General features: G+C 57.0%; 1 protein-coding gene. It reads left to right on the plus strand.

Annotated features, from left to right (window positions below; all coding sequences use genetic code 11):
- Positions 1 to 374 (plus strand): hypothetical protein (locus Q5Y71_RS17290; RefSeq protein WP_306043309.1); only part of this gene is annotated, 374 nt, incomplete at both ends.

Raw genomic sequence — 374 nt, forward strand, 5'->3', positions numbered from 1 at the left:
ATGGTCAGTGGCAAAGCTGGACGAAACCGTGGTCTGGCTCGACAACGAAGGCAGCGTCCGAATGTTGCAGGGAACTACTCCCATGCGCATCTCAACGCACGCCATAGAGTACGCCATTTCCCGGGGCCGGTGGCGGGATGCCTCCGCGTGGTCGTATACCCACGAGGGGCACCAGTTTTACGTTTTGACGATACCCGCACGGGAAAAGCTGCCAAACGCCAAGGGAGCTGGAACCTATGTCTATGACGCTGCAACGCAGCTCTGGCACCAGAGGAAAAGCTATGGCCGTGATTATTGGCGCGGCGGCTTCTATGCCAAAGCCTTTGGCATGCACATTGTCGGGGATATTGACTCGGGGCGTTTCTACGAAATGA

Origin of the sequence: Microbulbifer sp. 2205BS26-8, assembly GCF_030731025.1 — a bacterium.
Lineage (GTDB): Bacteria > Pseudomonadota > Gammaproteobacteria > Pseudomonadales > Cellvibrionaceae > Microbulbifer > Microbulbifer spongiae.